Annotated in this window: 16 protein-coding genes; 9 read left to right on the top strand and 7 right to left on the bottom strand. The window is 69.5% G+C overall.

The features are described from left to right. Window positions 1–58 precede the first annotated feature (58 nt). On the top strand, window positions 59–793 hold the full coding sequence (locus TU34_RS22415) for a hypothetical protein (protein ID WP_150116576.1): 735 nt from the start codon (window positions 59–61) through the stop codon (window positions 791–793). A gap of 9 nt (window positions 794–802) precedes the next feature. On the opposite strand, the gene TU34_RS16745 is transcribed toward TU34_RS22415, so the two are convergent. Both TU34_RS16745 and TU34_RS16740 read right to left on the bottom strand, forming a co-directional pair. Next, the gene (locus TU34_RS16745) at window positions 803–2,401 is read right to left on the bottom strand and encodes a carboxylesterase/lipase family protein (protein WP_045824032.1); all 1,599 of its coding nucleotides are present in this window, start codon (window positions 2,399–2,401) and stop codon (window positions 803–805) included. Further along, window positions 2,398–3,009, bottom strand: a complete 612-nt coding sequence (locus tag TU34_RS16740) for a TetR family transcriptional regulator (RefSeq protein ID WP_052688995.1) — start codon at window positions 3,007–3,009, stop codon at window positions 2,398–2,400. Before TU34_RS16740 ends, TU34_RS16745 begins: the two co-directional genes overlap by 4 nt. A 164-nt stretch (window positions 3,010–3,173) precedes the next feature. Between TU34_RS16740 and TU34_RS16735 the strand changes: the two genes are divergently transcribed. Beyond that, a complete protein-coding gene (locus TU34_RS16735) occupies window positions 3,174–4,568 on the top strand; it encodes an HNH endonuclease signature motif containing protein (RefSeq protein ID WP_045824031.1) in 1,395 nt (464 codons plus the stop codon). Window positions 4,569–4,571: 3 nt separating this feature from the next. Here the strand turns inward: TU34_RS16735 and TU34_RS16730 are convergent, their stop codons facing one another. Continuing rightward, the gene (locus tag TU34_RS16730) at window positions 4,572–8,135 is read right to left on the bottom strand and encodes an indolepyruvate ferredoxin oxidoreductase family protein (RefSeq protein WP_045824030.1); all 3,564 of its coding nucleotides are present in this window, start codon (window positions 8,133–8,135) and stop codon (window positions 4,572–4,574) included. 153 nt (window positions 8,136–8,288) lie between these two features. Here TU34_RS16730 and TU34_RS16725 point away from each other — a divergent pair, with 153 nt between their 5' ends. The 7 genes from TU34_RS16725 to purH all read left to right on the top strand — a co-directional run bounded on the left by TU34_RS16725 (window position 8,289) and on the right by purH (window position 18,598). Beyond that, a complete protein-coding gene (locus TU34_RS16725; protein WP_082080374.1) occupies window positions 8,289–9,947 on the top strand; it encodes an AMP-binding protein in 1,659 nt (552 codons plus the stop codon). Continuing rightward, window positions 9,944–11,899 carry an acetoacetate--CoA ligase gene (locus TU34_RS16720; RefSeq protein ID WP_045824028.1) on the top strand — a complete coding sequence of 652 codons (1,956 nt, stop codon included), beginning with the start codon at window positions 9,944–9,946 and terminating at the stop codon, window positions 11,897–11,899. Before TU34_RS16725 ends, TU34_RS16720 begins: the two co-directional genes overlap by 4 nt. Before the next feature lie 66 nt (window positions 11,900–11,965). Beyond that, complete coding sequence (locus tag TU34_RS16715) at window positions 11,966–13,204, top strand: acyl-CoA dehydrogenase family protein (RefSeq protein WP_045824027.1); 1,239 nt, start codon at window positions 11,966–11,968, stop codon at window positions 13,202–13,204. 200 nt (window positions 13,205–13,404) lie between these two features. Then, window positions 13,405–14,703 carry a DUF5336 domain-containing protein gene (locus TU34_RS23940; RefSeq protein ID WP_052688994.1) on the top strand — a complete coding sequence of 433 codons (1,299 nt, stop codon included), beginning with the start codon at window positions 13,405–13,407 and terminating at the stop codon, window positions 14,701–14,703. Window positions 14,704–14,780: 77 nt separating this feature from the next. Then, window positions 14,781–16,268: a cell division protein PerM gene (locus TU34_RS16705; RefSeq protein ID WP_045824026.1), complete on the top strand. Its 1,488-nt coding sequence runs from the start codon at window positions 14,781–14,783 to the stop codon at window positions 16,266–16,268. Window positions 16,269–16,448: 180 nt separating this feature from the next. After that, a complete protein-coding gene (gene purN, locus TU34_RS16700) occupies window positions 16,449–17,039 on the top strand; it encodes a phosphoribosylglycinamide formyltransferase (RefSeq protein WP_420835193.1) in 591 nt (196 codons plus the stop codon). Further along, window positions 17,036–18,598: a bifunctional phosphoribosylaminoimidazolecarboxamide formyltransferase/IMP cyclohydrolase gene (gene purH / locus TU34_RS16695; protein WP_082080373.1), complete on the top strand. Its 1,563-nt coding sequence runs from the start codon at window positions 17,036–17,038 to the stop codon at window positions 18,596–18,598. Before purN ends, purH begins: the two co-directional genes overlap by 4 nt. A 79-nt stretch (window positions 18,599–18,677) precedes the next feature. On the opposite strand, the gene TU34_RS16690 is transcribed toward purH, so the two are convergent. From TU34_RS16690 to TU34_RS16675, 4 genes are all read right to left on the bottom strand, one after another. Beyond that, window positions 18,678–19,607: a type IV toxin-antitoxin system AbiEi family antitoxin domain-containing protein gene (locus TU34_RS16690; RefSeq protein ID WP_045824075.1), complete on the bottom strand. Its 930-nt coding sequence runs from the start codon at window positions 19,605–19,607 to the stop codon at window positions 18,678–18,680. A 167-nt stretch (window positions 19,608–19,774) separates the two neighbouring features. Further along, entirely contained in the window at window positions 19,775–21,823 is a 2,049-nt protein-coding gene (locus tag TU34_RS16685; protein WP_065973624.1) for an ArnT family glycosyltransferase, read from the bottom strand. A gap of 113 nt (window positions 21,824–21,936) precedes the next feature. Further along, the gene (locus TU34_RS16680) at window positions 21,937–23,070 is read right to left on the bottom strand and encodes an NAD(P)/FAD-dependent oxidoreductase (protein ID WP_045824024.1); all 1,134 of its coding nucleotides are present in this window, start codon (window positions 23,068–23,070) and stop codon (window positions 21,937–21,939) included. 56 nt (window positions 23,071–23,126) lie between these two features. Next, window positions 23,127–23,867 (bottom strand): MIP/aquaporin family protein, encoded by a 741-nt coding sequence (locus TU34_RS16675; protein ID WP_045824073.1) that lies wholly within the window; start codon window positions 23,865–23,867, stop codon window positions 23,127–23,129. Window positions 23,868–23,869: the final 2 nt, after the last annotated feature.

Here is a 23,869-nt window from a genome sequence, read left to right as displayed (position 1 = left end):
GCGCGAACAGTTCACCGAATCCGGGCCGGAGGACGCCAGGGCCGTTACCGTGACGAACATGTCTGTCAACAGTGCTGGCCGCCTTCTCGGAGCCCTGGCGGCGGTGGGAGCGATGGTCGCGCTGTGTGCCGGCTGCGGATCCGACGACGGTCCGGCAGTTGCGCGCACCGTGACGGTGACAGCGTCCGCGTCGACCGGTACATCGGTGGGCGGCGACCCGACCGCAGATTCCACCAGCGACGGGACGACGTCGGGCGCCGACACGGCCACCCCGCCCGCCACCGCCGCGCTGCCCGCGGAGCCTCCGACGAACGGCGCCCCGGCCCTGTGTGCGAACACGAAGGTGACCGGAACCGTCGATGTCGTGCACCCGTCGTGGGGGCCGACACGCATGTTCACCGTTCTGGGGAAGGGCATCGGTCCGCAGCCGGCCTGCATCCTCGCGGTCGACGGATCCGGGACGATCCGCTGGAGTTTTGCCGACAACAACGGCGAGAGCAGATGGGCGATGGCCGCATCGGCGCCGGACTCGAACAGCAACATGTTCGTGACGTACAACCCGGGCCGATACGACGGCATCATCGTGCTGCACCCCACAGCCGACGGCTTCTCGCCGATCGGGGCCGACTACGCGACCGGCCCGTTGCGGTATTACTACGCCGACCTCCAGGGCCCCGATGCGTCGGGTGCGTACGCGATCAAGGAATCGAGCAACGACTGCGAACCGTCCTGTGCGGGAGGCACGGTCACCTCGAAGGTCCTGCGCTGGAACGGAAGCAGCTACGTCAGCTGATACACATTGTCAGCGCACAGCCACACCTGCCCAGAACGAGCATTGGTGGTCGGCGGCATGGTCGACCAGGCGAACGCCCGACGACGTGAACCCGAGAACGGGCGCTGACGCGGTGGTGGTCCGGGGCCAGGTCGGCGCGTTCTCGGTGCTGGGAGTGCCCGTGTGCGCGAACGACGTCCAATACTCGATCATGCTGCGCGACAACGCTGCCTGCGGGTCGTTCGGCACGAGATCCCGTCCGCCGATGTCGAAGATGTACGGCAGATCGTTGGCGTGGAATGCCGCCTTCGGGATCTGCGGTGACGATCCACCGCTCACGTTGGGCCCGGTCTCGTCGGAGAACTCGTAGCTGAACACCGGTGCGTGCGCCGCGTACTGCTGTGCGGAACGCGTTGTCGGACAGGCCCAACCGGCATCGGTGAACGTACGGGCGAGGGCGGCCGGTGCGCCGGCGAAACGCGACAGCGGATACCGTTGCGCGACATCGCCGGCGCGTGCGCCGTAGGCGGCCCGGAGATCGTTCGCGAACGACTCCGTGGTGTACGCGGTCGGCGTCGCGGCGAGCGCGCCGGCGGTGAAGGCGTCGTTCTCGTCGCGGTTGCCGCCGGAGATCATCGGGACACGTAGCGTGTCACCCGAGGTGACGGCGGCTCGAGGATCACGGGGGAGCAGGTCGGTCCCGAAGGCGAGATCGTTGCTGAAGTTCTCGTTCTGCTCGAGAAGCGCCGACGTCGGCCGCGATCGCAGGCAGTCGAGGGTCGTGGTGCCGGCGCATCCCAGGGCCTGCGCGGCAGTCGTCCCCGTCGCGATGGCGGTCGCGGCGGGTACGTACGGTCGCTGCTGCGGCACTCCGGGATAGAAGGCCCCCGCGGGGAACACCAGTGCACACGATCCCGACGAGACGATGGCCTTGTCGATGAGGCCGCGCGCGGCCGGCGAGGTGAGCGCTGCGCATGTCGACATCCCGCCGGCGGACTCGCCGAAGACGGTGACGTTGCCGGGGTCGCCGCCGAACGCCTTCGCGTTCCGCTCCACCCATCGCAGTGACTCGAGCTGGTCGGCCAACCCGAAGTCCCCGCCGCCCTTGAGTCCGGGGAGTGCGAGATAGCCGAAGATGCCGAGACGGTAGTTCACCGTCACGACCATGACGTCGCCGGTGTCGGCGAGTCGCTGTGCGTCGTAGGCGGAGCCGGAGCCCGTCGTGTAACCGCCTCCGTGCCACCAGACCATCACGGGTAGCGGCGTGCCCGCCGTGATCTTTCGCGGGGTCGTGACGTTCACGAAGAGGCAGTCCTCGCTCGACGTGGACGTGACACCCGGCGTCGGGACCTGCTCGCATTGCGCACCGGGTCTGGTGGCGTCCACGCGGGCGTCGGGGGTGTCGACCGATGTGGGCAGCGTCCACCGCTGCGCGCCGGTGGGCGGCTGGGCGTACCGGATGCCGAGGAACTGCCGGGTGGTCGTGTCGGCCCTCCCTTGCAGCACACCGCTGCTGGTCTCCACGCGCAGCGGTGCGTCGGTGGGGACCGAAGCGGGCCGGTTGTCGTCACCACATGCCGCGGTGGCCATCACTGCGAGCGCGGTGAGGGTGCAGAGGGTCTTCCTCATGACGTCTCCGATCGGGTCGCTGCGTCGAACAGGTTGCCGATCTCGCGACCCAGGCGGGTGGGATCGGCGCCGCCGGCCAACTGGCCGATGGCCGAATCGAGAACGGCGCGAATCGACGCGGCCATCACGTCGACATCGAACCGGCGGAACTCGCGAGCACGCTGCCCGCGCCGCAGGATCGCCGTCAGCTTTGCCATCTCGGCGGAGTGCTCGCCGCGATCGCCACGTCCGACGGTGTCGACATCGTCGGAGCGGTAGATCGCCGACAGCGCGATCATCTCGTGGATGTGCCGGGCGTAGAAGGCGATGCTGCCGGTGATCATCGCTCGTATCGCGGCGGCCGGTGAGCTCGCGCCCCGGACGGACGACTCGACCTCGTCGCGGCCGAGCGAGTAGATGTGCACCACCACGGCGTCGAGCAGGGCCGCACGATCGGCGAAGTGGTAGTTGATGACCCCGCGACTCACGCCCGCGCGTGCGGCGATGGCCACGAAGGTGGCTCCTGCGACACCGGTCTCGGCGAGCACCGTGATGGTCGCGTCGACGAGTTGCCGACGGCGCTTCTCCTGGATGAAGGTCGACGGCTTGGCTGTCGGTGTCGTGGCCACGGCTCGAATTTAGCAGTCTTGTTCATAATTTGTCACTGGTGTCAGAAAATGGACCCGGTGTATCGCTCCGATGCGCGTCTGTGGACGGAGTGCTCCTGTGGACAGAGTGCCGTGGCAGTTGTCGTCCGAGGTGCGTTGTCGGAGGGTGCCCCTACGCTGATGTCATGTTCGCGGGGGTGGATGTCACGGGGGTCGACGACCTGGTGGCGTCGCCGTCCGCCCGTATCGCGACGCAGATGGCGCAGGACGCTCAGCGGTCGGAGAACCGTTGCGCAGCAGCCAAGGTCATCGCGGCGGGTCGTCTGCATGCGATCAGGTTCGCGGCGATCTCGGCGGGCGACGACGGGATGGGTCCGCAGTTCGGCAACATCGCCGACAAGGGCGCCACCGTCGAGGTCGCCACCGCACTCGGCGTGTCGACGTCGAAGGCCACGACGATCATCGGGTTGTCGATTCTGCTCGACGACCTCCCAGACCTCCGTGCCGCATTTCTCCACGGCGACATGGACTTCTATCGCGTGAACATGATCGCCACCACCATCGCCGGCCACGAGCCGCTCGTGCGCAAACAGCTCGAGGCCGAGGCCATCCGGCTCGACGCCGACACGGCGATGTCGCACCGACAACTCCGCGACAGGCTCGAAGAGATGTGCATCGAGCTCGATCCCGAGCAGGCCGCACGCGATCGACGGGACTTCGCCGAGCAGCAGGACTTCCGCGTGAAGCCCGACCGGCACGGCCACTCCGCCATCACCGGATGTGTTCCGGCGCAGGATGGCGTCGAGATCGACGGGCGCATCGCTGCGCTCGTCGCCACACTGTGCCCTGGTGATTCCCGACGCATCGGCCAGAAGCGAGCCGCAGCTCACCTCGCACTCATCCGTGGCGAGACCACGCTGTCGTGCTGGTGCGGCGCCGACGATTGCCCCGGTGCGTCCGGTGCACCCTCCACCGAGCTGGTGCCGGCCCCCACTCTCGTCGTCGTGCACGCCGACGCCTCGACGCTCATTGGCCATGGCGGTGAGATGACCCCGTGGATCGACGGTCACGGTGCCATCGACCCCGCACTGGCGCTGTCACTCTCGGCGGACGCGCCGTGGCGAATGTTGTACGATGACATCCTCACCGCCCAGTCGTCGACGTCGGCCGCTGGTGCCCGTCGTGGACCGCTCCAGCCCGCGGGCACCGTCGGCTGCATCCGCGACGGTCATCGTCAGACGTCCGGTCACACGCCGGCTCCCGGACCGCCCCCAGGTGCGCTCGCCTACACACCGTCACGGTCGCTACGGAACTGGATCACCGATCACGATCAGCACTGCCGGTTCCCGTACTGCAACCAACCGCCCGGTGCCTGCGAGATCGACCACCAGATCCCGTTCGACCACACGAACCCGACCGCCGGCGGGTGGACGATCAGGATCAACCTCGCGTTGCTGTGCGTGCTCCATCACCACGTGAAGACCGTTGGGCTCTGGCATGCCCACATGCACCCCGACCGGTCGATCACCTGGACCCACCGCGACACCGTTGCCGAGCTCACCACCCATCCGGTGCGGTGACGCTCAGACGCCCAGCGCACCCCGCTGTCGCGACAGTTCCGCCCGATAACGCTCGACGTTCGCCATCTTGATCGACTCGTATCCGCGCACCATGTCGGGCAGCTCGGCCAGCGCCACGGCGGCGTCGAGTCGATCTCTGTCGATCTCCCCGCTCCGCAGTGCTGTGACCATCGCGCCGAGGAGCTCGCGGTACTCCGCGACGAGTGCGCGCTCGGTACGGCGCACCTCGGCCCGACCGAACGGGTCGAGTCGGGTGCCCCGCAGCCTCTTCGCCCGCGCCAGACCCGAGAGCGCCGGTCGCGCCCAGCCGCCCAGCGACAGCTTGTTCCGCATGCCCATCGCCCGCAACGTCGGCGGGTGCAAGCGCACCGCGACCTTCGCGTCGTCGCCGAACTGGCCGGCGACCTCGACCGCGAAGGTGGCGTCGGCGGTCAGCCGGGCCACCTCGTACTCATCCTTGTAGGCCATGAGCTTGAACAGGTGGCGCACGACGGCGACCGTGAGACGCGAGGAGCCCAGGGCCGCCTCGGCCACCCGGACCCGTTCGACGTCGTCCAGGAAGGCCTGCGCGTAGCGCCGATCCTGGTACGCGATCAGCTCGTCGACCCGCCGAAGCACGAGCTCGCGCACCTCGTCGTCGAGATCACCCAGCGGTGCGATCATCTCTCGTGCGATGGCCGAGGGCTGCGTCGCGACCGGCTGCGGGTGCCGTTGCGCGATCGCCTCGCGCACGGCATCGGGCTCGGCGACCACGTGACGTCCGCGTCGGAACGCCTGCAGGTTCGCGGCCACCGCGACACCGTTGAGCTCGATCGCCTGTTCCAGTGACTCGGCCGAGATCGCCAGCGCCCCCGTCTGATACGCCGCCCCGACCATCAGCATGTTGGCGTACTGCTCGTCGCCGAACAGGTCGGTGGCCAACGCCATCGGGTCGAGGTAGACCGCCCGTCCGGTCGCACGGTCGATCGCGTCGTGGATCTGCTGGTCGGAGGGGAAGCCGACGGAGGTGTCGACGACCATGGCGCCGGTCGGGATCGCGCTCGTCGACACAACGGCTGTCGTCCGGTCCGGACTCGCCACCTTGAGGTTCACAGGGTCGGCACCGACGAGCGGATCGCACGACAGGTACAGGTCGCAGTCACCGGAGGCGATCTTCGCCGCCTGCTCGATCGGGCCGTCGGATGTGGGCGGCCCGATCTTGACGTCGCTCACCACCGCTCCGCCCTTCTGGGCGAGACCGGTCATGTCGACGGTGCGTGCGTCGTGGCCGTCGAGGACACCCGCGGTGGCGAGCACCTGCGACACCGTGACGACACCGGTGCCGCCGATACCCGTCACACGCAGGCGGAAGCCGTCGGTCGCGGTGCGCCGGTGTGCCGGTTCGGCCACCGAGTCGGCCGCGAGATCATCGACGGCCGCGCGACGGGTCGGTGCGGTTCCGGGTGTCACGGTCACGAACGACGGGCAGTCGCCCTTGAGGCACGAGAAGTCGAGATTGCACGAGCTCTGGTCGATGTGGGTCTTGCGCCCGAACTCGGTCTCCACCGGGTGCACCGACAGGCAGTTGGACGTCTCGCCGCAGTCGCCGCACCCCTCGCAGATGCGTTCGTTGATCATCACGCGCTGGGTCGGGACCGGCGCGGTGCCGCGCTTGCGCTTCCGTCGCTTCTCCGCAGCGCAGTGCTGATCGTGCACGAGAACGGTGACGCCCGTGACCGCGGCCAGCTCGTTCTGCACCTCGAGCATGTCGTCGCGGTGCCGGACGGTCACCCCCGCCGGCAGACCCAGTGCGCGGGTGCGGGTCGGGTCGTCGGAGGTGATCACGACGCGGCGGACCCCTTCGGCGAGCAGCAACGCCGTCAGTTGCGGTAGTCCCTGCGCGCCGACGGCGTCCTGGCCGCCGGTCATCGCGACGGTGCCGTTGTAGAGCAACTTGTAGGTGATGTTCTCGCCGGAGGCGACGGCGTAGCGCAGCGCGAGGGACCCCGAGTGCATGAAGGTGCCGTCGCCGACGTTCTGCACGAAGTGGCGTTCGGTGAGGAAGGGCGCCATGCCCAACCACTGCGCGCCCTCCCCGCCCATCTGGGTGACGCCGGTGACGTCGCCGACCTGCGCCGGATCCATCAGCAGAACCATGGCGTGGCAACCGATCCCGGCTCCGACGAGGGTGTCGTCGGAGACCTTGGTGGAACTGTTGTGCGGGCACCCCGAACAGAAGTAGGGACTGCGCACGGCGAGCGGCAGTTCGATGCGGGTGCGTTTGCGGCTCTGGCGCTCGATCCAGTCGACCGCGGCGGGCACGTGGTGGCGGCGGGCGAGGCGCGACGCCAGTCCGCGTACCACCGCGTCGGTGTCGAGTTCCCCGAACCGCGAGAACAGGGTGGACCCATCCTCGTTGGTCTTGCCGACGATCGCCGGGGCTTCTGGTCGACGAAATAGGATGTCGCGCATCATCGTCTCGATGAAATCGCGCTTCTCCTCCACCACGATCACCTCGTCGAGACCGGCGACGAACTCGTCGAGGATCTGGCGCTCGAACGGGTAGACCATGCCGAGCTTCAGGATCCGGATCCCCAGCGCGCCCAGCTCGTCGTCGCCGACACCGATGAGTCGCAACGCCTCTCGTACGTCGAGGTAGGTCTTGCCCGCGGCGACGATGCCGATGCGATCGTCGGCCGTGCGCGACACGATCCTGTTGAGCCGGTTCAGCCGCGCGTATTCCTCGGCGCGCGGCTTGCGGATGGTCAGCTGGTTCTGTTCGAGCTCCATCAGGTTTGCGCCGAGCAGTTTGCCGCTCGGGATGTGCGGGCTGGTCCCCAGATCGCCGTAGACCGGCACGATCCGTTCGGGGTCGACGACCGCGGTCGATGCGCCGTCGGCGACGTGGGCGGAGATCTTCATCGACGTCCACAGTCCCGACACCCGCGACATCATCGCCGCGTGGATGCCGAAGTCGAGGATGTCCTGCGAGTCGGCGGGGTAGAGGATCGGCATGTACAGGTCGGCCAGCGCCATCTCCGACGCGCACGGGACCGTGGAGCTCTTCGCGCCCGGGTCGTCGCCGACGAGGGCCACCGCGCCCCCGTGGTGGTGGGTGCCGATGAGGTTCGCGTGGCGCAGGGCGTCCGATGCGCGGTCGAGACCGGGTGCCTTGCCGTACCAGTACCCGACGACGCCGTCGCGGTCGTGGCCGCCGGCGTCAGCGGCGAGGTGGCCGACCCGGGCGGCGACCTGTGAACCCATCACCGAGGTCGCGGCGAGTTCCTCGTTCAGGGCGGGGCGATGGGTGACGTCCCACGGTTCGAGGTGTCGACGTCGGCGTCCGATCTCGAGGTCGTAGCCGGCGAGTGGGGATCCCTCGTAGCCGGAGATGAACGACGCGGTGTGGAGGCCGGTGCGGCGATCGAGCCGGGCGCGGTCTGTGACCATGCGGACCAGCGCCTGGATGCCGGTGAGGTAGATCGTGCCGGACTCCCGGGTGTAGCGGTCGTCGAGGGAGAACGCGGTCGCACCGTCTCGGTGCGGGTCGGTCGGGCCGTCGTTGCGACGGTCGGTTGCGAGGGTCATAGGGGTCACCTGGGCCTTTGCGTATGTGTCCGGCCGCGGCCCCGGGGGTGGTGGGGGCGGCCGTCCTTTGTGTTCGGTGGGTCACCGTGTGTCGGTGACACCACCGTAGGCGGCGATCGTGACGTGTGTCACGTAGGGATGCATCATGTCGGTATGACCGAGTCCTCCGCCCCGTCCGCCCCTGAGCCCTCGTACGCGCGCGGCGAGGCACGACCGCCTCTGCTCGAGACGACCATCCCCGCCACCCTCGCCGCCACGGTCGCCCGCGTCCCCGACAACGACGCGCTCATCGACTGCGCGGCCGATCGGCGGTGGACCTATCGCGAGTTCGCCGAGACGGTGCACGCCCTCGCCGCCGGCCTGTACACGCATGGCCTGCGCCCGGCCGACCGCCTCGGACTGTGGTCGCCGAACCGGTGGGAGTGGGTGGTCACCCAGTACGCGTGCGCCGAGATCGGCGTCATTCTCGTCAACCTCAACCCCGCGTACCGGCAGCGCGAGATCGAGTACGCACTCGTGCAGTCGGGGGCGTCGACGGTCATCGCGGCGCCGTCGTTCAAGGACTCCGACTACCGCGCCATGCTCGCCACGGCGCGTGCGTCGTGCCCGGAACTGCGCGAGGTCGTCGTGATGGGTGACCCGGAGTGGGACGAGTTGCTCGCCCCGCCGACACCCGAGGTGTCGGCGGCGGTCGCCGAGGTGACGGCGGGACTGTCCCCTGACGACCCGATCAACATCCAGTACACTTCGGGCACAACGGGTTTCCCGAAGGGCGCGACGTTGTCGCATCGGAACATCGGCAACAACGGGTACCTCGTCGGGGAGCTGTGCGGGTACACCGAGGCCGACCGGATCGCGATCCCGGTGCCGTTCTATCACTGTTTCGGCATGGTGATGGGCAATCTCGCGGCGACGAGTCACGGTGCCGCGATGGTGATCCCCGCCCCGGCTTTCGACCCGGCGGCGACCCTGCGTGCGGTCGAGCAGCACAGATGTACCAGTCTGTACGGTGTGCCGACCATGTTCATCGCCGAGCTCGCCCTCCTCGATTCGCCAGACGCCGACGACCACGACCTGTCGTCGTTGCGCACGGGGATCATGGCGGGTTCGCCGTGTCCGGAACACGTGATGCGCCAGGTGGTCACGCGGATGAACATGGACGAGGTGTCGATCTGCTACGGCATGACCGAGACGTCACCGGTCTCGACGCAGACCCGCACCGACGACTCCCTCGACCGCCGTGTCGGCACGGTCGGGCGCGTGGGTCCGCACCTCGAGATCAAGATCGTCGACGGCGACGACGCCATCGTCGACCGCGGGGTCGCCGGCGAGTTCTGCACGCGCGGGTACAGCGTGATGAGCGGCTACTGGAACGAGCCTGCGAAGACGGCCGAGGTGCTCGGCGACGACGGATGGATGCACACCGGCGACATCGCCGTGATGGACGCCGACGGCTACGTGCAGATCACCGGACGGATCAAGGACATGGTGATCCGGGGTGGCGAGAACATCTACCCCCGCGAGATCGAGGAGTTCCTGTACACCCACCCCGACATCCTCGACGCCCAGGTGATCGGTGTCCCCGACGAGCGATACGGCGAGGAGATCATGGCGTGGGTGCGCCTGCGTGACGGCGCGCCCGCGATGACGGCGGAGTCGTTGCGGGACTTCGCGTCCGGGGTGATCGCGAAGCACAAGATCCCGAGGTATGTCCACGTCGTCGACGAGTTCCCGATGACCGTGACCGGCAAGGTGCGCAAGGTGGTGATGCGCGAACAGGCGGCGCAGATGCTGGGTGTGAGCGCCCGATGACCACGGCGATCGAACGGTTCGCCGACGGACTCCCCGACGGTGTGAGAGGCGACTACGCCGCGATGTGGCAGTGGTCGATCGACGAGCCCGCACGATTCTGGCGTGCACTGTGGGATTTCTTCGACCTGGAGAACCGCGGCGCACCACTGGATTCCGGCGACGACGCCGTCCTCCCGGACCCGGGGATGCCCGGGGCCCGGTGGTTCCCCGGTGTCGAGCTGAACTACGTCGACGAGGTCCTGCGGCACGCCCGGGACGCGAAGGGACCCGCGCTCGTCGGGATCGACGAGGCAGGGGAGCGGACGGTCGTCGACCGTGCCGACCTGCCCGGACAGATCGGCGCTCTCGCCGCGGCTCTCGCCGATGCCGGCGTGGGGCGCGGCGACGTGGTCGTCGGCTACCTGCCCGACGTCGTCGAGGCGATGACCGTCTTCCTCGCGACCGCATCGCTCGGCGCCATCTGGTCGGGCTGCGGCGCCGACTACGCACCCGACGGCGCCGCCGCCCGCCTCGGCCAGCTCGCCCCGAGCGCGCTGATCGTCGCGAACGGCTACCGCTACAACGGCAAGTGGATCGACAAACGGTCGCACGTCGATGAACTCGTCGCCGCGCTGCCCACCCTGCGCGCGATCGTCACGGTGCACATCGAGGGCGGCCCCGACCTGTGCACCGACGGATGGGGTGAGGTCACCGTCATCGATCACGCCGCCGTCGTCGCCGAGGCCCGCACCCCGCAGGTCGCCGACGTCGCCTTCGACCACCCGCTGTGGGTGCTCTTCAGCTCCGGGACCACCGGCCGGCCGAAGGGCATCGTCCACGGCCACGGCGGCGTCGTGCTGGAACACCTCAAGGTCATCTCGCTGCACTCCGACCTCGGCCCGGGAGACGTCTTCTTCTGGCAGACCGCGCTCAGCTGGATGATGTGGAACTACCGGGTCGCTGGATTGCTCTGCGGCGCAACGGTGATCTGCTATTCGGGCTCCCCGCTATATCCCGACGCCGACCAGCTGTGGTCGCTGCTCGAGCGCGAGGGCGTCACCTACTTCGGGACCAGTCCGGGCCAGCTGCAGGCCTCCCGCAAGGCGGGACTGCACCCCGGCACCGATCACGACCTGCACCGCCTCGCGACCCTGGGCAGCACCGGCTCGACGCTGGCCGCCGACCTGTTCGACTGGGTCGACGAGAACGTCGGCGCCGACGTCGCGGTGTCGTCGGTCAGCGGGGGCACCGACGTCGTCACCGCCTTCGCCGGTGGATCCGTCGGTGAACCGGTGGTCCCCGGCGAGCTCTCGGTGCGCTACCTCGGCGTGGCCCTGCACAGCTGGGCGCCCGACCGGACCGAACTGGTCGACGAGGTCGGGGAGATGGTCATCACCACCCCGATGCCGTCGATGCCGGTGTCGTTCTGGGCCGATGACGACGGCAGCCGCTACCGCGCAGCCTATTTCGAGCACGAGTGGGACCAGGGTCCGGCGCCGGGGGTGTGGCGTCACGGCGACTGGGTGACGGTCACCGACCGCGGATCGGTCGTGATCCACGGACGCAGCGACGCGACGCTCAACCGCCACGGCATCCGCATGGGATCGGCCGACATCTACGAGGTCGTCGAGGCCGTACCCGAGGTCGCCGAGGCCTTCGTCCTCGGTGTCGACGGACCCGACGGCGCCTACTGGATGCCGTTGTTCGTCACCCTCGTCGACGGTGCCGTCCTCGACGACGCACTCATCGCGCGCATCGCCTCCGACGTCCGCACACGCCTGTCCCCGCGGCACGTCCCCGACGAGGTGATCGAGGCCCCCGGCATCCCGCACACGCGCACCGGCAAGAAACTCGAGGTCCCGGTCACCGGGATCCTGGCCGGTCGCACCGACGTCGCGATCGACCCGCGATCGATGGACGATCCGTCACTGCTCGAGTGGTTCACCGCCCAGGGGGCCGCGCACCGCTGGTGAGCGGGGTTGGACTCACCGCGCGCGCAACGGGTCACAGACACCTGTTCGGTTGCTGTCATGTCCTCCATGACTTCCACCCTTTCCCGTGACACCACCGTCCATCCCGACCGCAGCGCCTGGACCGAGACGCCGAGCGACTCCGCCGGCTGGATCCGACGCGCCCACGAGGTCGCCTCGATCCTCGCCGCCGACGCCGTGGAGCGCGACCGCGCCGGCGCGACCCCGCACGCCGAGGTCGCCCTGCTCAAGGAGTCGGGCCTGGTCACCCTCCTCGGCCCCGTCGAGCACGGCGGAGGTGGCCAGAACTGGGTCACCGCCTACGAGGTGATCCGTGCCGTCGCCGCCGGCGACGGATCGATCGGCCAGCTCCTGGGCTACCACCTGCTCTGGTTCTGGGCGGCGCGACTCGTCGGGACGCGCGAGCAGATCGAGGCCGTGGAAACCGCGGCGACGCAGAACACGTGGTTCTTCGGCGGCGCGGTCAACCCCCGCGACAGCGACGTGACGATCACCGACAACGGCGACACCATCAGCTACACCGGCCGCAAGTCGTTCTCGACCGGCTCGCACGTCTCCGACGTCACCGTCCTCGAGGGCGTCCTCGAGACCACCGGCGCCCACATCTTCGCGATCGTGCCCAGCAACAGCGAGGGCCTCACCTTCCACCACGACTGGGACAATCTCGGCCAGCGCCTCACCGAGAGCGGCAGCGTCACCATCGACAACGTCACCACCGAGTGGGCCTCGGCGGCCGGGTTCGTGGACAAGGAGTTCCAGCCCCGCGTCTACAACACGCTCAACGTGCCGATCATCCAGTTGGTGTTCGTCAACTTCTACCTCGGCATCGCCCGCGGCGCCCTGCAGACCGCCGCCGACTACACCCGCGACACGACCCGCCCGTGGCTGCACGGGGGATTCGACCGTGCCGTCGACGAGCCCTACGTCATCGACACCTACGGTGACCTGACCACGAAGCTGTGGGCCGCCGAGGCGCTCGCCGACGCCGTGGCCGTCGAGCAGCAGAGGATCCACGACAACGCGTGGGACGTCACCGCCGAAGAGCGCGGCGCCCACGAGGTGCGCGTGGCCGCCGCGAAGGCCGCCGCCACCGACGTCGCGCTCGAGATCACCACGCGCATCTTCGAGGTCACCGGCGCCCGGTCGACCTCGTCGAAGGTGGGGCTCGACCTGTTCTTCCGCAACGTCCGGACGCACACGCTCCACGACCCGGTCGCCTACAAGCGTCGCGAGGTCGGGCGCCACCAGCTCATCGGTGAACTGCCCGAACCCACCTGGTACAGCTGAAACACACCACACCCGACACGACCGGTGAACCCGCCGGTCGTGTCGGGTTTCGTCGATGTCAGAGGGGTTGCTCGCGGACATCGGTACGTTAGCGTGGGCAGCGACGATCGACCGCCGGCCGATCGCGGGAACGCGGTCGCCTGAGGTCACGAGTGCACCAACGCGGTCACACGCGAACGAATCCGGTGAGGAGACACCACATGACGTATCAATCCGGCGGGGGCCACGACCGACCAGGCTCGGGATCGACACCCGCGAGCGGCTCGGAGTACGGGAACCCGGGTTCCTACGGCCAGCAGTGGGGCCAGCAGGGCTACCCCCAGGGGTACGGCCAGCAGCCCGGCCAGCAGGCGGGCCAGCCCACCTACGGCCAGCCCGGTCAGCAGGGGTACCAGGGCTACGGCCAGCAGCCCGGCGCGCAGGGTGGCGGTCAGCAGGGTTACGGACAGCCGCAGCAGCCCGGTCAGCAGGGCTACGGCCAGCAGCCGACCTACGGCCAGCCCGGCCAGCAGGGATACCAGGGCTACGGCCAGCAGCCCGCACAGCAGGGCGCCGGTCAGCAGGGGTACGGCCAGCAGGGCTACGGCCAGCAGCCGTGGGGCCAGCAGGGCTGGGGCCAGGGCCAACAGGGCGGCCAGCAGCCGTGGGGTCAGCCCGCGCCGGCGAAGAAGCCCAGCCAGGGCCTGCCCGCGGCGATCGGCACCTATCTCGTCTACATCCTGACCGCGCTCGGCCTGGTGAACCTGTTCCTCGGCTTCGCGAACGGCATCAGCTTCGGTGACACGGCGGGCAGCAGCACGCTGTTCCAATCGATCATCGGCGTGCCGCTGCTCGTGCTCGCCGGTGCCGGTCTGATCGCAGGCACCACGCTGCTGCCGAACATCACCGCGAAGGTCTCCCATGTCGTCGCGCCGCTGTCGGTGGTCGCCGCGTTGATGGCGCTCTTCCAGATCGTGACCCTGCCCGAGGGCGTCAGCGCCGGTATCGGTTCGATCCTGCTCCTGGTGTTCGGTCTCATCCAGGCCGTCGTGGCCGTCGTCCTCCTGCTCGTCGACGCGAAGGTCCTCAAGACCGCGCCGCTGCAGGGCTCGGCCGGCCAGGACTCCGACCACACCGCCGATGCCGGTCGTGCGTCGACCACCGCCGACTCGTCCGCGCAGACCACCGTCACCCCCTCGGCCTACGGTTACGGCCAGTCGACGGGGCAGTCCGCGGGTCAGTCGACCGGTTCCGCCGACGCGCACACCGGTGGCTCGGCGAGCCAGACCGCAGCCACCCCGGCGCAGGGACAGTCGGCCCAGGCGCAGCCGTCGCAGACCGCCCAGCCGACCTACGGTCAGTCGGCAGGCACCGAGTCCGGCACGGGCGCGTCGGCGACGGGCGGCGACGCCACGAGCGGGCTGCCCACCGCGGGAACCCAGCCCGGTCCCTCGCCGTACGGCGAGCGCACCACCTCGTTCCAGAGCCCGGAACACCCCGGGTCGTCGGACGCACGCTGATCCACCGGACAGGCGCGTCGAGGTGACTCGGCGCGCCTGACCCAGGTCAGGGCCCTTCGGTGACACCCTGATCGTCGATGGTCATCTCCACCGGCGACACCCTGTCCACCCGTCTGCGGGAACTGCGCCGTGCGCAACGTCGACACGACGCGCACAGTGCCGGTTCCACGCGCGAGCTCGTCGTCGTCGCCTTCGGTGTCGGCGCCGCGACGATGCTGCTCATCGTCGTCCTCGCCCTGGCGTCCCTCCTCGCCGCGGGCAGCTCGCTGACCGGGTTGACCGCCGCCGCCGGAGCCATGTGGCTCTCCGTCCACCAGGTCCCGCTGACCATCAGCGAGGTGACCATCGGCATCCTCCCGCTGCTGCCGACGCTGGTGATCGTCGCGATCGTCGCCCGTGTGACCGCCGGCGCCGCATCTCGTCGCGGACGCTCCGAGATCGCCGCGGTCCTCCTCGCCGCCGTCGCGGGACCCCTGCTCATCACCGTCCTGAGTCTCGCCCTGGTGATGGACGGCTCCACCGTCCTCACGGTCGCGAGCCCGAACGTCCTCGTCGCGCTCGCCTGCACCGTTGCGGTACACGGTGTCGGTGCTGGTCTCGGCGTCTGCCATGGCCGGTGGGCAGAGATCGGCGCGCGTCTCGGTGTCGCCGACTGGGCGCCGAACGCGCTGCGCGCCGCCGCCGTCGCGGTCGTCGGCCTGCTGAGTGCGGGCGCACTCCTGCTGGTGGTGCGGCTGGTCTGGCAGTTCTCGGTCGTCGGCGACGTCCTCACGCAGGGCAACGGCGTCGCCGGGGCGCTCGGACTCACCGTCCTGTCGATCCTCTATCTACCCAACATGGTCATCGGAGCGGCAGCGGTCCTCGTGGGCGCCGACGCCCACATCGGCACCGCGGGCGGCGACCTGTTCTCCGCACACGGCGGGTCGGTGCCCCCGTTGCCGATCGCCGCCGTCCTGCCCTCGACGGTCTCGGTGGCCGCGCCCGGTCTCATGCTCCTCACCGCGATCGTCGCGATCGTCGCCGCCCGCCGCGCCTCACACGTCGACCCGATGCGCGCCACCCGGACCGTCGCCGCCACCGCCGGTCTCGCCGCCGTCGCGATGGTGTTGCTCACCTGGATCGGTGGCGGCGAACTCGGTGAACTGGGCTCCGCGGGTGCGACGGTGCCCGCCACCGGTGTCTTCACCTTCGGCTGGTTCGCCGTCGTCGGCATGGTCGTGACCCTCGTGCACGGCCTCCTGCCGTCGACCCGCGCCGCACGCCGCGCCTGGTACGCCGGCGATGACGGGGTCGCGGATCTCGACAACGACCTCGATGCCGAGGACCTCGAGTACGGCGACCTCGACTCGGATGATCTCGACCGGGATCGCTTCGACACCGACGATCACGACACCGACGATCACGACACGGACGGGCTCCTGGCAACGGGGTCGGGCGACCTCGATGCCGAGGGCCGCGACGCCTTCCCGGGTGACGACGACCCGACCGTGGAGGTCGAGCCGGTGCGCGCACCGGCGTCGATGGTGTTCGGCGTGCAGTACACCGACCCCGACGGTCGCGGCTGATCGTCGGCTGACGTGGTTCCGGGCGTGCGCTCGGTCGGGGTGGCATCCGGTGGATTCGCCGACCGGACAGCCCACTAGTCTCGGAAGCGCCACGAGCTCCGACCGCATCGCGGGACGGACTCGACACGCCATCGCGAGGAGTCGACCCTGAACGCCACGTCACCCGACGGCCGCCCCGCGGTGGTCGTGCTGGCATCGGGTACGGGTTCGCTGCTCGCGGCGATCATCGACGCCACCTCGGCCCAGGACTTTCCCGCCCGGGTCACCGGCGTCGTCGTCGACCGTGACTGCCGTGCCGCCGAGCTCGCCGGTGCGGCGGGGATCGAGCTGCGCCGTTGCGTCGTCGCCGATCACGCCGACCGCGCGGCCTGGGACGCCGCGCTCACCGAGGTCGTCGCCGACCTCGGCGCCGATCTGGTCGTCACCGCGGGGTTCATGAAGATCCTCGGCCGGGCCTTCCTGGACCGGTTCGCCGGGCGGATCATCAATTCTCATCCGGCCCTGCTGCCGTCGTTCCCCGGTGCGCATGCCGTTCGCGACGCGCTCGCGCACGGCGTCAAGGTGACCGGCGCGACGGTGCACCTCGTCGACGACGGTGTCGACACCGGCCCCATCCTCGCGCAGGCGCCGGTGATGATCGACGACACCGACGACGAGTTCTCCCTGCACGATCGCATCAAGACCGTCGAGCGTGTCCTGCTGGTGCAGGTCATCGCCTCGTTTGTGACCAAAGCTGTTGTGTCCGAAGGACGAAAGGTTCGTTTCTCGTGAGTGAAGGCCCCCGCATCCCCATCCGTCGCGCGCTGATCAGCGTGTACGACAAGGCCGGTCTCGCCGACCTCGCCGCCGCGCTGCACGGTGCGGGGGTGGAGATCGTGTCCACCGGGTCGACGGCGAAGACAATTGCCGCCGCGGGTGTCCCGGTGATCGAGGTGTCCGACCTCACCGGCTTCCCGGAGTGCCTCGACGGCCGCGTGAAGACGCTGCACCCGCGGGTGCACGCGGGAATCCTCGCCGACTCCCGCAAGCAGTCCCACCGTGATCAGCTCGCCGACCTGGAGATCGCGCCGTTCGACCTCGTCGTGGGCAACCTGTACCCGTTCTCGGCGACCGTCGCCTCCGGCGCGGGGTTCGACGAGTGTGTCGAGCAGATCGACATCGGCGGTCCGTCGATGGTGCGCGGTGCGGCGAAGAACCATCCCTCGGTGGCCGTGGTCGTCGACCCGTCGGACTACGCGCAGGTGATCGCGGCGGTCGGCGACGGCGGGTTCACCCTCGCCGAGCGGACCTCCCTGGCCGCGAAGGCGTTCGCGCACACCGCGGAATACGATGTCGCGGTGGCCGGTTGGTTGGCCTCGCAGCTCGCCGGCGACGCCGCACCGGAGTGGACCGGGCGCTCCTGGACCCTCTCGGCGCCCCTGCGATACGGCGAGAACCCGCACCAGTCCGCCGCCCTCTACGTCGACGGCACCGGCACCGGTGGCCTCGCCCGCGCCGAGCAGCTGCACGGCAAGGAGATGAGCTACAACAACTACACCGACGCCGACGCCGCCTGGCGCGCCGCGCACGACTTCGACCGCCCCGCGGTCGCGATCATCAAGCACGCCAACCCCTGTGGCATCGCCGTCGCCGGCGAGACCGGCGACATCGCCGAGGCCCATCGCAAGGCGCACGAGTGTGACCCCGTGAGCGCCTACGGCGGCGTCATCGCGACCAACACCTCGGTGAGCGTCGCGATGGCCGAGCAGGTGGCCGAGATCTTCACCGAGGTCCTCGTCGCTCCCGGCTTCGACGACGGCGCCCTCGGGGTGCTGACCCGGAAGAAGAACATCCGGATCCTGCTGGCGACCCCGCCGGAGCGGGCGGGCAACGAGCTGCGTCCCATCTCGGGCGGCCTCCTGGTGCAGCAGCGCGACATCGTCGACGCCGACGGCGACGACCCGCAGAACTGGCAGCTCGCCACCGGTGAACCGGCCGACGCCGCCACCCTCGCCGATCTGCAGTTCGCCTGGCGTGCATGCCGTTCGGTGAAGAGCAACGCCATCCTGCTGGCCTCCGACGGTGCGTCGGTCGGCGTCGGCATGGGGCAGGTCAATCGCGTCGACTCCGCGCACCTCGCCGTCCAGCGCGCCGGTGACCGCGCCGCGGGCAGCGTCGGTGCGTCGGATGCGTTCTTCCCGTTCCCCGACGGCCTGCAGGTGCTGACCGCCGCCGGCGTCCGCGCCATCGTGCAGCCCGGCGGGTCGATCCGCGACAACGAGGTCATCGACGCCGCCACCGAGGCCGGTGTCACCCTCTACCTCACCGGATCTCGGCACTTCGCCCACTGAGACCTTTCGCGCTCCACTTTCCGAGCCGCGCGCCACTTGTACGTGGAGCGCGGCTGTGGAAGTGGAGCGCGAGCGAACGTCAGATGAGTCCTGCGCGTCTCAGGCCCCGGAGCAGCAGCGCGTGGAACCGCTCCGGGTGCATGAGGTCATCCCAAGTCCATCGGATGACGACGAGTCCGAGGTCACGCAGGGCGTCCTCGCGCACCTTCTCGCGCCACACGTCGTCTGCGGAATCGCCGTCGCGTCCGTACTTCGTCCGACCGTCGAACTCGCCCACCAGGACTCCACCCCAGTCGAAGTCGACACGAGCGATGCGTCCGTCGAACCCGATCACGTAGTCGACCTGCAGATCCGGCACCGGAACGTCGGTGAACCCGCGCATCAGCGCCCGACTCACCGATTCCCCGACACTCTCCGATCGGCCGTCGGCGATCGCCAACGCGCGTCTGGCCACCGGTGCACCGACACGGCGCCGCCCGCGATCGGACACCGCCACCAGTTCCCCGGGTGACACCGACCGTCGCAGTGTGCCGTCGAGCACGGTCACAGCTTGGACGAACGTGCCCGAACGCGACACGTCGATGGCGGTGCGCGCCATCGAGGTGACGGCGATCCCGTCCACCACGGTGACCTCATCGGGCTCCCACGGCGTCGCGTGCAGCACGAAGGCGCGCTGCTTGCGACGCCCACCCGATCGACGGTTGACGCTGAAATGCAGTGCGTCTGTGCGGCCGAGTGTCGGTAACCGATGCAGGGCCGCAGCCGAGTGATGGCTGACGACCTTGCCGGGTTCGCCCATCGACACCGCCGCGCGCACACGCGACAGGTACCGCTCGTCGAGGGCGGCATGACTGCTGTCGGACATCGAGAGGGCGTACACCCCGCGGTAGAGGCGGTCGAGGTCACCGTCTCGGGTCGCGGCGGCGAGCGACCAGTCGTCGACGACACCGGCCGCGATGACGTCGCGGCGTCGTATGAGTCCACTGGGGTCGGGTGACAGGTCTCGCATCGCCACATGAGACCAGTCGGCGACCGGAGATCATCCACGCAGCGCCCGGGTCAGTTCGCGTCTGTGCATGGCCTGCGATCTGTGGATCGAGGCTTCGCGCTCCACTTTCCGAGCTGCGCACCACTTGCAAGCGGAGCGCGACTGGAGAAGTGGAGCGCGAGCGGCGCTCAGGCGGTCGGGTGGCGAAGGTCGTAGACCTCGTAGCCGCCGACCTTCTCCGCGCGGTAGTGCGCCTGGACCCACTGTTGGATCTGGCCGGTGACCGAGCCGGAGTTGTAGCGGGAGAACAGTTCCTGCGCCTGCGACGTCTCGCGGGCGGTGAGGCCGAGGCTGCGCCCGAGGGTCGCCTGGCTCGAGGTTCGCCCCGACCGGCCGCTCGACGACGACGAGAGCAGGTAGTAGGTCACGTCGCCGTTGCGGACGTACTGCTGGAACTGCGCGAGCGTCGGCGCCGGATCGTTGTTGAAGCCGCCGATCGCCATCACCGGTGTGCGGGTGTCGAGTTCGATCTGTGCGGCGGCCGAGGACCGACTGACCGCCGCCGACCAGCGCGAGGTGGTGGCGTCGAGCAGCGAGGTCAGCGCGGCCGACTTCTCGCCGCCGCCCCCGAAGAACGACCCGAACCCGCCGCCGCCCTTCGAGGGATGGTCCTCCGACGCCGGGCTCACCGACGGACCGCCGCCGGTGTGCGGTGTCGCGACGACCTCGGCCGCGTAGGCCGCCGGCGCGGCGAGCGCGGCGAACACCGCGACGGCCGCGACGCCGATGAGCGCACGACGCCCCAGCAGTCGTCGGTCACTGCGCAGGCCGATCACCAGGATCGCTACGACCGCGATCACCGTGAAGACCAGTGCCGTCCAGGCGATGCCGGGCAGCCAACTCGACTGACGCTCCATCAGGACGAAGCCCCAGACCCCGGCCGCGGCCACGATCGCCGCGAGACCGACGACGGCCGCCGCGCGGTGTCGCTGCCGCCAGCACTCCACGACACCGATGCCGACGAGACCGGCGATCGGCGGGGCGATGGCGAGCGAGTAGTAGGGGTGCGGGTTGGACTTCATGTACGACAGCACGAGTCCGTCGACGATGAGCCACGTGCCGAAGAGGATGGCCCCGGCACGCACGATGTCGGTGCGGGGGAGCCGTCCGCGCAGGGCGATCACCGCGAAGAGGGCGACGAGGGCGGCAGGGAGCAGCCAGGAGATCTCGATGCCGAACTCGCCGGTGAACAGGCGTGTGATGCCGGGGCCGTCGGCGAACATCGACCCACCGCCGCGCGAACCGGCACGACTGCGCACCCGCTCCATCAACTCTGTCGCCAACGGTGAGTCGGCGATCGATCGACTCGCGCCGCCGCCCTGCTTGCCCTCGATACGGGCGAGGCCGTTGTAGCCGAGCACCAGGTTCATGAAGTTGTTGTCGGTCGACCCCGCCAGGTAGGGGCGCGACGACGCGGGCCACAACAGGGTCAGCAGCACGTACCAGCCGGCCGAGACGATCATCGCGACCGCGGCGATGAGCAGGTCCCGGATGCGCTTACCGATACCGGTCGGCGCCGCGACGAGGTACACGAGGCCGAGTGCGGGCAGCACCATGAGGCCCTCGAGCATCTTCGCCAGGAACGCGAACCCGACCGCGACCCCGGCGAGCGCGAGCCAGCGTGCCGAGGCGACGGCGGTGGCCCGGATGGCGCAGTACGCACCCGCGGTCATCAGCAGCACCATCGCCGCGTCGGGGTTGTTGAACCGGAACATCATGGCCGCGACCGGGGTGAGTGCGAGGGCGGCGCCGGCGACGAGACCGGCGGGGCGACCGGCGATCCGGGTCCCCGCGGCGTACATCAGCGCCACCGATGCGACACCCATGAGCGCCTCGGGGATCAGCATGCTCGCACTCGAGTAGCCGAAGATATGCCCCGACAGACCCATCACCCACTGGGAGACGGGCGGTTTGTCGACGGTGATGAAGTTCGACGGATCGACCGACCCGAACAGCAGCGCCTCCCAGTTCCGCGACCCCGCCCACGCCGCGCCCGCGTAGAACACGTTGGCGCTGCCGTTGACGGTGATGTTCCACAGGTAGAACACGGCGGTGGCGACCAGCAGCACGCCGACGGCGATCCGGTCGCGGGGTCGCGCGGGTGGCAGGGCCGGCTGCGCGGGCGAGGGGCTGGTCGCTACGGGTGGGCTCGTGGGAGGCGCGATGTCGGTGGTCACGACTGCACGCTGGTCGGCCGTCCTGACAATCGGATATCGGTTTCCTGTGAAAGAGCTGTCAGGTGCGGAGGTTTCGCGACCTTTCGGACAATGCGCCTACAGGGGTGTCGCGTTCACGGAGTTCGCAGGCCGTCGCGGGCCGGCGACAGGTCGTCGAACGACACCCCCAGCGCGGCCAGATCGGCGGGGACGGCGTCGCCACGGACCGCGGCCGCGGTCACCCGTGCCATGGCCGCGCAGGTCTGGATCCCGTACCCGCCCCGTCCCGCGCACCAGTGCAGGCCGACCACGTCCGGATCGGGTCCGACGACCGGGGTGCGATCGGCCACGAACGAGCGCAGTCCCGCCCACGACGACCGCACGTGTCGCGCACCGATCGTGGTGCACTCGTCGATGGCATCGAGTGCGCGGGCGATCTCGAGGTCGTCGGGGCGTGCGTCGTGGGGATCGACCGGGGTCTCGTCGGCCGGCGAGCACAGCAGTTGCGCGCCGTCGGGTTTGAGGTAGAAGGACTTGTCGATGTCGCTGACCGTGGGGAGCGTCTCGCCGGTGAGGTCGTCGGGCCGGGCGACCCTGAACACGGTGCGGCGACGGGGACTCAGTCCGACCGGCCGCGCGCCGGAGATCGCGGCCACCGCTTCGGCCCACGCCCCGGCGGCGTTCACCACCTCCGAGGCCCGGTGGACGTCGCCTGCTGTGGTCGTCACCTCCCACACGCCCCCGATGCGCGTCATCGCCGACGAGGCGCTGAGGTGCCCGCCCCGCTGCCGCAGCCCGCGCAGGAAACCCTGGTGCACGGCGTGGACATCGATCTCCATCGATCCCGGCTCGTGGAGTGCGGCCTCGACGGCCTCGACACGCAACGCCGGGAACAACGCGACGGCATCGGTGGGGGAGAGCAGTTCGACGTCGGGGGCCAGTGTGCGGACCGACGCGAACATGTCTTGTACGGCGTCACCGCGTCCGGGTCGCGCGAACTGCAGCATCGGGCGCGGCGTCAGCAGGGGGCGGTCGAAGCAGTCGGGCGGGTCGACCAGCGCGCCACGGCTACCGGTGGTCAGCGCGCGGATCGGCCTGTTGCCGTAGGACTCCAGGAACAACGCCGCCGAGCGACCGGTGGAGTGGAAGGCCGCGGTGGCCTCCTGCTCGAGCACGAGCACCGAACGGTCCGAACAGAGTTCGTAGGCCGCCGAGACACCGGCGATACCGGCGCCGACGACGATCACATCCACATCCACCCGCCCCATTGTGCTCGGGGCGGGTGGATGTGTCGTGTCGGTTCTCGGCGCCGAGGGGTCCGGCCTCAGACGTTCTGGGTGAGCAGGAACAGGCCACCGGCGAGTGCACCACCGATGATCGGCCCGACCACCGGGACCCACGCGTAGTTCCACTCGAGGCTGCCCTTGCCCTTGATGGGCATCAGGGCGTACGCGATACGAGGAGCGAGATCACGTGCCGGGTTGATGGCGTACCCGGTGGGACCACCGAGACTGTTGCCGATCACGAGCACCACGAAAGCGACTCCGGCGTAACCCAGTCCGGAGTTTCCCAGATCGAGGGTGCCGCCGTTCTGCGAGATCGCCGGCGACCGCAGGATCCAGAACACCAGCACGAAGGTGCCGATCACCTCGGTGACGGTGTTCCAGAAGTAGTTCTTGACCTGCGGGCCCGTGCAGAAGATGCCACGCGTGTTCTCCGGGTGTGGATCGGCGTCGAAGTTCTTCTTGTACGCCGCATAACAGAGCATGGCCCCGATGAACGCACCGATCATCTGCGCGCAGATGTAGATCGGGACCTGCGACCACGGGGTCTTGTCCGCGATCGCAAGCCCCAGCGTCACCGCCGGGTTCAGGTGCGCACCCGACTGCCATGCGATGGAGGCACCGGCGAACACCGCCAGACCCCAACCGAAGTTGATGAACAGGCCGCCACTGTTGTGGAAGCCCGACTTCACCAGGTTGTTGCCCGCGACGACGCCGGCACCGAGGAGGATCAGCACCGCGGTGCCGATGATCTCCCACAGCCAGATCTGGCCGTCGCTCACGG

The organism is Williamsia herbipolensis (assembly GCF_000964005.1).
Lineage (GTDB): Bacteria > Actinomycetota > Actinomycetes > Mycobacteriales > Mycobacteriaceae > Williamsia_A > Williamsia_A herbipolensis.
This window is presented reverse-complemented; position numbering and strand designations above follow the sequence as displayed.

Coding starts and splice junctions, on each gene's coding strand:
- TU34_RS22415 (WP_150116576.1), top strand. CDS start 59: ATGTCTGTCAACAGTGCTGGCCGCCTTCTCGGAGCCCTGGCGGCGGTG.
- TU34_RS16745 (WP_045824032.1), bottom strand. CDS start 2,401: ATGAGGAAGACCCTCTGCACCCTCACCGCGCTCGCAGTGATGGCCACC.
- TU34_RS16735 (WP_045824031.1), top strand. CDS start 3,174: ATGTTCGCGGGGGTGGATGTCACGGGGGTCGACGACCTGGTGGCGTCG.
- TU34_RS16730 (WP_045824030.1), bottom strand. CDS start 8,135: ATGACCCTCGCAACCGACCGTCGCAACGACGGCCCGACCGACCCGCAC.
- TU34_RS16725 (WP_082080374.1), top strand. CDS start 8,289: ATGACCGAGTCCTCCGCCCCGTCCGCCCCTGAGCCCTCGTACGCGCGC.
- TU34_RS16720 (WP_045824028.1), top strand. CDS start 9,944: ATGACCACGGCGATCGAACGGTTCGCCGACGGACTCCCCGACGGTGTG.
- TU34_RS16715 (WP_045824027.1), top strand. CDS start 11,966: ATGACTTCCACCCTTTCCCGTGACACCACCGTCCATCCCGACCGCAGC.
- TU34_RS23940 (WP_052688994.1), top strand. CDS start 13,405: ATGACGTATCAATCCGGCGGGGGCCACGACCGACCAGGCTCGGGATCG.
- TU34_RS16705 (WP_045824026.1), top strand. CDS start 14,781: ATGGTCATCTCCACCGGCGACACCCTGTCCACCCGTCTGCGGGAACTG.
- TU34_RS16690 (WP_045824075.1), bottom strand. CDS start 19,607: ATGCGAGACCTGTCACCCGACCCCAGTGGACTCATACGACGCCGCGAC.
- TU34_RS16680 (WP_045824024.1), bottom strand. CDS start 23,070: ATGGGGCGGGTGGATGTGGATGTGATCGTCGTCGGCGCCGGTATCGCC.